Here is a 9,316-nt window from a genome sequence, read left to right on the forward strand (position 1 = left end):
CGGTACAGCTCCAGGAGTTCGAAGATGTAGAGCGTCCCGGACCATCCGTCCATGAGGATGTGGTGGTGGGTCTCCACCAGGACCGTCCGGCCCGGGCCGCAGTGGACGAGCACGTTGCGGATCAGCGGGGGCCGGGTGAGGTCGAAGCGGCGTTCGCGCTCCTCGCGGCGGATGCGTGTGAGCTCGCGGTCGAGCTCGGAGGGTTCGCGGCCGCTGAGGTCCACCTCGCGCCAATGGGCGGGCATGGCGGGCCGGATGAACTGGACGGGCTGGTCCAGGCCCTCGTGGGCGAACCCGGCCCGCAGATTGGGGTGGCGCCGGAGCATCTCGTCTGCGCTGGCCCGGAGCACTCCGGCGTCCACGGGCCGGTCGAACTCGAACACGTGCTGGACGCTGTAGACGTCGAGGCGCTGGTCGTCGTCGAGGGAGTGGAAGAGCAGGCCCTGCTGGAGCGGGGCCAGTGGGAGGACGTCCTCGAGGGACGCCGGGGCGGGCTGGGACACGGTCCTGGGCTCCTTGTTCGGTGGGGACGGGGCTGGTGTGCGTGCAGAGGCGCGGGGCCCGGACGTCATTCGGGGTCTCGTCCCAGGTCCGCGAGGAGGGCCATCTGGTCGGCACCCAGTGAGACGAGGGTTTCGGTTCCGGCCGGGGGCTCGGCTCCGGCGGCGGACGCGTCGGGCCGGCGGGCGACCGCGGCCAGACCGGCCGGGGTGGGGTGGGAGAAGACGTCGTGCACACTGATCTCGACACCTCCCCCTGCGGCCTCGGTCACCAGCCGCAACGCACTGATGCTGTCGCCACCGAGGCGGAAGAAGTCGTCGTCGGTGCCGACCTCGGCCAGGCCGAGCACGGTGGTGAAGGCGGCGCAGATGGTGCGTTCGCCGTCGGTCCGGGGCCGTTGCCCGTGTCCGGCCCGGGTACCGAAGTCCGGTTCGGGCAGAGCGGAACGGTCCAGCTTTCCGTTCGGGGTGAGCGGCCACTCCTCCACGGCCACGAGAACGGAGGGCACCATGTGCGCGGGCAGGGTCCGGGAGATGTGGGCCCGGACACGGTCGGGTGAGCCGTCACCGCCGATGTGGCCGACCAGCACCTGCTCGCCGGAGGCGTTCTCGGCGACCGTGGCCACCGCACCGGTCACACCGGGGACCGCGGTCAGGGCCGCCTCGATCTCCCCGGGTTCGATGCGCTGTCCGCGCACCTTGACCTGCGAGTCCGAACGGCCGAGGAACTCCAGGACCCCGTCGCGGAACCGGGCCACGTCGCCGGTCCGGTACATCCGGGTGCCTGGCCGGCCGAACGGGTCGGCCACGAAACGCTCGGCGGTCAGACCGGGCCGGCCCCGATAGCCGCGGGCCAGTTGGTCCCCGGTCAGGTACAGGTCACCGGCCACCCCGTCGGGCACCGGGCGCAGGAAGGGGTCGAGGACGTACACACCGGTGTTCCAGACCGGGCGGCCGATCGGCACCGTACCGCGGCCCACGTCCTCGAACGCGTCGAACCACGTCACGTCCACGGCCGCCTCGGTGGGGCCGTACAGGTTGAAGAGGTCGGTCCCCGGCAGTACTTCGAAGCACTGTTCGGCCGCCCCGGAGGGCAACGCCTCGCCCGAGGAGAACACCCTGCGCAGCCCGTCGCAGGCGGCTGCGGAGGGGTCGTCCAGAAAGGCGCGCAGCATCGAGGGCACGAAGTGGCACGTGGTCACCCCGTGTCCCTGGACCAGCCCGGCCAGGCGGGCCGGGTCCCGGTGCGCACCGGGCGGGGCCACCACCAGAGCGGCACCGGCGCGGAAGGGCCAGAAGAACTCCCACACCGACACGTCGAAGGCCGACGGCGTCTTCTGCAGCACACGGTCGCCCCCGTCGATCGGGAACTGGTACTGCATCCACTCCAGCCGGTTCACGATCGCCTCGTGCGAGACCCCCACGCCCTTGGGCCGGCCCGTCGACCCCGACGTGTAGATCACGTAGGCCAGGTCGTCCGGGTTCGGCGTGCCGCGGCGCTCGTGCTGTTCCAGTTCGGTTCCGGGCTGCTGTTCCAACAGCGCCGCGGTGTTGGGCGCGTCCAGGACCAGGGGCGCGTCGACCGTGTCCGGGAGCGACTCGGCCCCCTCGCGGGTGGTCACGACGGCGCGCGGGGCGGCGTCCTCCAGTACGAACCGCAACCGCTCGGGCGGGTACTCCAGGTCCAGGGGCAGATAGGCACCGCCGGCGACCACGACCGCGTGCAGGGCCACGACCAGGTCGGCCGACCGCGGCACACCCATCGCGACCACGTCACCCGGCCCCACACCGCGCGCGACCAACACCCGCGCCAGACGGTTCACCCGCGAACGGAACTGCGCGTGATCGAGCACCGCACCCGAACCGGCCTCCACCAGCGCCACACGGTCGGCCCTGACCGTGCTCTCCACGGGCGGATCGCCCAGCAACGACGGGCCCGGTGCGACGAACGTGCGGTCGGCACCGGCGAGCGCGGCGGTCTCCGCATCGGAGGCCGGGGCCAGGTCGGCGGGGCCGCTCTCGGGGGCACGGACCAGAGCCATGAGCGTGCGCCGGAACTCCGCCAGGAGGTCCCGAGCCTGCTGCTCGCCGCACACGTCCGTGCGGTGGCCGAGCACGAACTCGGGTTCCCCTCCGGGCAGGGCGACGAGGGTGAGCGGGTAGTGGGTGGCGTCGTGCACGTCCACCTCGCGCACGCCCACACCGCCGAAGGACCGCTCCCCCAGTTCCGGGTCGAGAGGGTAGTTCTCCACGACCAGGAGCGAGTCGAACCAGACCCCGGCCGCGCGCTGGATGCGGCCCAGCCCCAGGTGCTGGTGCTCGATGAGGGCGCCCTGTTCGTCCTGGATCCTGCGGGCCAGGTCCGCACCGCTCTCCCGTGGGTCCAGCCGGGCCCGGACCGGAACCGTGTTGATGAGCAGCCCGATCATGGACTCGGCGCCGGCGACCCCGGTGGAGCGGCCCGACACGGTCGCGCCGAAGACGACGTCGTCACGGCCGGTGCGCCGGGAGGCCACCAGCGCCCAAGCCGCCTGGACGAGCGAGTTGACCGTGGCCCCGGTGCGCGTGGGTGCCGAGGACAGGGCCGCGGCCTCGTCGCCGGTCAGGGTCAGGGCCACGCGCCGGCTCTGCGCGCCGCTGTTCTCCGTGGGCCCCGTGGTCCTTGCCCCGGGTCGGCCCAGGACGTCGGTGCTCTCGGGCGCCCCGGCCAGTGCCCGCGTCCAGGCATGCTCGGCGGCTCCGGTGTCGCGCGAGGCCAGCCAGGCAAGGTGGTCGCGGAAGGCGGGCGCCGGGGGCAGAGCCCCGGTGTCGCCGTCGGCGTCGTAGGCCTCCATGAGCTCGCGGACCAGGATCGGCATCGACCAACCGTCGAGCACGATGTGGTGGTTGGTCAGCACCAGCGTGTGCTCGGTGGGCGTGTGCCGTACCAGGACACAGCGCAGCGGCGGGGCGAGCGTGAGGTCGAACGGGGTCCGGCTCTCGGCCTCCTCGATGCGCGCGGTCTCCGCCCGGGCCTCCCCGGGCGGGGCCGCGCTCAGGTCCACGAACCGGACCGGGACCGCGGCGTCCCGCGCCACGAACTGGACGGGGCGCTCCAGCTCCTCGTACCAGAACCCGACGCGGAGGTTGGGGTACCTGGCGAGCAGAGCGGCCCAGGCGGCGCGTAGCCGGTCGGGGTCGAGCGGCCCCGTGAGGCCGATGGTCGTGCGCACCGTGTAGACGTCCTCGTCCCGGTCGCTGCCGGCGTGGAAGAGCAGCCCTTCCTGCAACGGGGTGAGGGGGAGGACGTCCTCCAGGGCGCGCTCTGGCGAAGGCATGTCGGTCCTGTCCGTTCGGGTCGTGTGTGTCGTGCGGGGTCGCCGCGGGCCGGGTCAGCGGCGTCGGCGGAGCAGGGCTTCCAACTGGTCCACCTGGCCCTGCTGGAGGTCGACCATGGCGAAGTCGGAGGGGGTGTGGCCGCCGGCCCCGTCGGAACCGGTGTGGGAGACGAGTGCGCGCAGGGCCTCGAACCATCCGTCGAGCAGGGCGCGTACGCGTTCCTCGTCCCAGAGCCGGTGCGCGAAGGTCCACCGGGCCCGCAGCCGCAGGCCCTCCGGCCGCTCCTCGGCCACCGCGTTGAGTGCCAGCCCGTGGGTCAGGGGCAGCTTCGGTTCGAACTCCAGCGGCACGTCCCAGGTCTCCTCGGTGAGCTCCCAGTCCCTGCCGGAAGCGGCGGGCATCCGGCCCAGGTAGTTGAACAGGAGCCCGGGGCGGAGGCCCTCGGCGAGCTCGCGCGCGGTGTCCTGGTTGAGGTACCGGAGCACTCCGAAACCCACGCCCCCGTCGGGAACGGACCGCAGGGTCTCCTTGACCCGCTTGAGGGCCTGACCTGCTGCGGGACCGGCCTCCAACGCCTCGCGCACATCCACGCGTTCGGCACCGGCGCCGCCGAGCTCGAGCCGGACCGGGTAGAGGCTGGGGGAACNCCTCGCGGCCGTGCCCCTCGACGTCGACCAGCAGGGGCCCGTCCGTGGATCCGTCCGGGTCCCGCCACGCGTGCACCGCGAGGGCGAGCGCGCTGAGCAGGACGTCGTCGGGGCGTGCACTGTAGGCATCGGTGACCCGGTCGAGCACTGCGGCGGTGGTGTCGGCGTCGAGCAGACCGGTGAGCGTGTGCGCCGACTCCACGGTGTCCTGGCCGGGATCGACGGCGGGCAGTCCCGCGCCCCCGTCGCCGGGCCCCTCTGCTCCCCGGGCGAGAACACTCCGCCAGTAGGGCATCTGGTCGGTCCAGCGCTCTGTGGTGGCGGTGTCCTCGAGCGCGTGGGCCCACGCCCGCAGCGGGGTTCCCGGGGCAGAGAGCACCGGGGCCCGTCCCCGGGTACGGGCCTCGACCGCGGCTTCGAGGTCGGGCAGGAGTACCCGCCAGGAGACGCCGTCCACGGCCAGATGGTGGATGATCAGCAGCAGGCGTCCCGGCGCCGTGTCACCGGCGTCGAACCAGACCGCGCGCAGGAGGACGCCCGCGTCCGCGTCGAGCTCGCGGGCGGCGCTCTCGGCCGCACGGACGACCTCCGTGGGCAGAGAGCCGGCGCGCTCGCGCTGCACGGCCACGCGCCGCACGCAGTCGGTGGCCGGGACCGACCCGGGGGGCCGGATCTCCAGCACCGGCTCGCTGCCGGAACGGTTGAGGCACAGGCGCAGCGCGTCGTGGCGGTCGATGACGTCGGCGAGCGCGTCGGTCAGCACCTGCTGGGTCAGCCCCGCGGGTGCGGCCACGACCTGGCGCTGGGTGACAGTGTGGATGTGTTCACCGCGCTCGAGCAGCCAGTGGCCGATCGGGGTCAACGGGAGTTCGCCCCAGGGCGAGAGGTCGGCTCCGAAGGCTTGCGCCGCGTCGCGGTCGGGGTCGACGGGTACGGCGGCGCGGGCCAGGGCGGCCGGGGTGCGTGCGCTGAAGACGTCGGCGACCTCCAGCGCCCAGCCCTCGCGGTGCAGGCGGTTGACGACCTGGATCGAGGAGATGCTGTCACCGCCCAGGCGGAAGAAGTCGTCGTCCGCGCCTACCTCGGGCAGACGCAGCACCTCGGCGTAGACCCGGCAGAGCGCCTGCTCCACCGGGGTCCTGGCCGGGCGGCCCTGTCCTGCGCCGGCGCCGAGGTCGGGGGCGGGAAGGGCCGAACGGTCCAGTTTTCCGTTCGGGGACAGCGGCCATTCCTCCACCGCGACCAGGACGGAGGGCACCATGTACTCGGGCACCGTCTCGGAGACGGCCTCCCGCACTCGGGGGAGGGACGTGTCGTGGTCCTGGGTCGCCCGGCCGCTGATGTGGCCGACCAGCACCTGCTCGCCGGAGGGGTTCTCGGCGACCGTGGCCACCGCACCGGTCACACCGGGGGCCGCGGCCAGCGCTGCTTCGATCTCGCCGAGCTCGATGCGTTGGCCGCGCACCTTGACCTGGTGGTCGGAGCGGCCCACGAACTCCAGCACGCCCTCGCGGAACCGGGCCACGTCGCCGGTCCGGTACATGCGGCTGCCGGGCGGGCCGAACGGGTCGGCCACGAAACGCTCGGCGCTCAACCCGGACCGGCCCAGGTATCCGCGGGCCAGCTGGGTCCCGGCCAGGTACAGGTCCCCGGCCACGCCGTCGGACACGGGCCGGAGCAGGTCGTCGAGCACGTGCACGCGGGTGTTCCACACGGGGCGGCCGATCGGTACCGTCCCGCGGCCGGTGTCGTCGAAGGCGTCGAACCAGGTCACGTCGACTGCGGCCTCGGTCGGTCCGTAGAGATTGAACAGCCCGGTCCGCGGCAGGGTCCGGTGGAACCGCTTCGCGGTCTCGGCCGGCAGGGCCTCACCGGAGGCGAACACCCGGCTCAGCCCGGTGCAGTCGGCGGCCGCGGGTTCGTCCAGGAACACCCGCAGCATCGAGGGAACGAAGTGGCACGTGGTCACCTCCCGTTCGCGGATCACCCGGGCCAGGCGGGCCGGGTCCCGGTGCGCACCGGGCGGGGCCACCACCAGGGCGGCACCTGCGCGGAAGGGCCAGAAGAACTCCCACACCGACACGTCGAAGGCCGACGGCGTCTTCTGCAGCACACGGTCGTCCCCGCTGAGGGGGAAACGGTGCTGCATCCACTCCAGCCGGTTCACGATCGCCTCGTGCGAGACCCCCACACCCTTGGGCCGGCCCGTCGACCCCGACGTGTAGATCACGTAGGCCAGGTCCTGGGGGTGCATCGGCGTACGGCGTTCCTCCGGGGCCAGCTCGGCCCCGGACGTCCGGGCGAGCAGGTCGGCCGATTCCGGTGTGTCCAGGAGCAGGCGCTCCCCGGAACCCTCGGGCACGGTCCCGGCGTCGGCCGCGGTCGTGAGGACCACCCGCGGGGCGGCGTCCTCCAGTACGAACCGCAACCGCTCGGGCGGGTACTCCAGGTCCAGGGGCAGATAGGCACCGCCGGCGACCACGACCGCGTGCAGGGCCACGACCAGGTCGGCCGACCGCGGCACACCCATCGCGACCACGTCACCCGGCCCCACACCGCGCGCGACCAACACCCGCGCCAGACGGTTCACCCGCGAACGGAACTGCGCGTGATCGAGCACCGCACCCGAACCGGCCTCCACCAGCGCCACACGGTCGGCCCATGCGTCCTGGCCGTCGGGCCGCTGCCCGAGGAGACCGGGGTGCACCGGCGCTGCGGTGTCGTTGACCTCCGCCAGGCGCTGCACCTCCGCACCTGTGCGGGGGTCGATCTCGGACAGCGGTCGCCGGGGCTCGGCCACCACGGTCTCCAGCAGGCGGCCGAAGCGCTCCGCGACGAGCTGTGCCGTGCCGTGGTCGAACAGGTCGGTGGCGTAGCGGAGTTCCCCGACGAGCTCGTCCGCCCCGGGCAGCTCGACGACGGTGAACTCCAGGTCCACCTTGGCGGTGTCGGTCTCCACCCGCTGGGGCTCCACGTGCGTGCCGAAGAGGTCCTGCGTCCCGCCCGGTTCGCGCTGGAAGCTGAGCATGACCTGGAACAGCGGGTGCCGTCCGGCCTCCCGAGCGGGGGCCACGGCCTCGACGATCTGGTCGAAGGGCAGCTCGGCGCGTGCGTAGGCGGCCGTGTCCGCGGCACGGGCCCGCAGCAGCAGGTCCTCGAAGGTCACGTCGCCGGACACGTCCATGCGCAGCGGCACCATGTTGAGGAACAGGCCCACGAGGTCCTGGGACACCGCGTCGTCCCGGCCGGCGATGGGTGTGCCGACCGTGACGTCCTCGCCCGCGCCGAGCAGGCGCAGCTGGTGGGCGAGCGCGGCGTGCAGCACCATGAACTCCGTGGCCCCGTGCTTGCGCGCCAGCTCGCCGAGGCGGGCGGTGGTCGCGGCCGTGATCGGGAACGGTGCGACCGCGCCCCGGCCGCCGGCCTGCACCGGCCGGGTCCGGTCCGTGGGCAGGGCCGTCTCCTCGGGAACCCCGGCCAGAGCGGTACGCCACTCCCCCGCGAGCCGCGCCACGGTGCTGCCGGGGTCGGTGACGGATCCGAGGCGCTCCCACTGCCCGAGCGTGTGGCCGATGTAGTCGGGGCCGTGTCCGGTCCACCAGGGCTCATGTCCACGGCGGCGGTGGCGGTAGGCGGTGTCCAGGTCGCGCAGGAGCGGCTGTTCGGAGCCCTCGTCGGTGGCGATGTGGTGGACGACCAAGAGCAGCACTTGTTCCCGTGCGCCGAGCCGGAAGAGGGTGGCGCGCACCGGGGCCTCGGTCGCGATGTCGAAGGGCCGGTGGACGCGTTCCCTCATGGCGGCCACGAGGTCGCGCTCCCGGACCGAGGCCACCTCCAGCAGTTCGGGCAGGGCCTCGGCCGGCAGGACGTCCTGGAAGGCCCCGTCCCTGTCATCGGTGTACACGGTCCGCAGCGGTTCGTGCCGCAGCACGGTGTCGCGCAGCGCCAGGGCGAGCGTGTCGGCATCGACCTCACCGTGCAGCCGCAGTGCGACGGGGACGTTGTAGACCGGGCTCGGTCCGTTGAGCTTCTCCAGGAACCAGAGCCTGCGCTGGGCGGGGGACAGGGGCGGCCGGGCCGGACGCGGACGGTCAGCCGCATCTTCCACCGCTTCCGCGGTGCGCAGGCGTGCGGCGAGGCCGGCCGCCGTGGCCGCCTCGAAGACGTCGCGCAGGCCGATGTCGCGACCGAACCGGTCTCGCACCCGGTTGGCCAGCCGGGCGGCCAGGAGGGAGTGCCCGCCCAGGGAGAAGAAGTCGTCGCGGGTGCCCACGCGTTCGAGCCCGAGCACGTCGGCGATCAGGGCGCAGAGGGCCTCCTCGTCGGCGTCAGCGGGGTCGCCCCCGTGGGTGTGCGGCGGGTCGAGCGCGGGTTCGGGCAGGGCCTTGCGGTCGACCTTTCGGTTCTCGGTGAGGGGGAAGGTCTCCAGTGCCACGACAGCGGCCGGCACCATGTAGTGGGGCAGCCGGTCGGCCAGCGCAGTGCGTGCGGCGCCGGTGTCAAGTGTGTGCCCCGGGGCGGGGACGGCGTAGGCCACCAGGGCGGTCCCTCCGGTGCGGTCCTCGCGGGCGACGACCACGCCCTGACCGACCTCGGGCAGCTCTGCGAGGGCGGCCTCGATCTCGCCGAGTTCGATACGGAAACCCCGCACCTTGATCTGGTGGTCGGTGCGGCCGAGGTAGTCCAGGGCCCCGTCGGGGCGGCGCCGCACGAGGTCGCCGGTGCGGTACATCCGGCTCCCGGGCGGGCCGAAGGGGTCGGCGACGAAGCGTTCCGATGTCAGGCCGGCGCGGCCGACGTAGCCGCGGGCCAGACCCTGTCCCGTGATGTACAGGTCGCCGGGGCGGCCGG

General features: G+C 73.4%; 3 protein-coding genes and 1 pseudogene. All 4 read right to left on the minus strand.

The window, feature by feature from the left end; all coding sequences use genetic code 11:
• Positions 1-503: condensation domain-containing protein (locus D474_RS27330; RefSeq protein ID WP_040702948.1), on the minus strand; the 503-nt coding region annotated here is incomplete at its 3' end.
• Between the two features lie 65 nt (positions 504-568).
• Positions 569-3,817 (minus strand): non-ribosomal peptide synthetase, encoded by a 3,249-nt coding sequence (locus D474_RS30755; RefSeq protein WP_083931706.1) that lies wholly within the window; start codon positions 3,815-3,817, stop codon positions 569-571.
• 54 nt (positions 3,818-3,871) lie between these two features.
• On the minus strand, positions 3,872-4,594 hold the full coding sequence (locus tag D474_RS34195) for a hypothetical protein (protein ID WP_394296515.1): 723 nt from the start codon (positions 4,592-4,594) through the stop codon (positions 3,872-3,874).
• Positions 4,479-9,197: pseudogene (locus D474_RS33090) on the minus strand (amino acid adenylation domain-containing protein); the annotation flags it as partial. The pseudogene D474_RS33090 and the gene D474_RS34195, both read right to left, overlap by 116 nt.
• Positions 9,198-9,316 lie beyond the last annotated feature (119 nt).

Source organism: Nocardiopsis salina YIM 90010, assembly GCF_000341025.1.
In the GTDB taxonomy this organism is placed as follows: Bacteria; Actinomycetota; Actinomycetes; order Streptosporangiales; family Streptosporangiaceae; genus Nocardiopsis; species Nocardiopsis salina.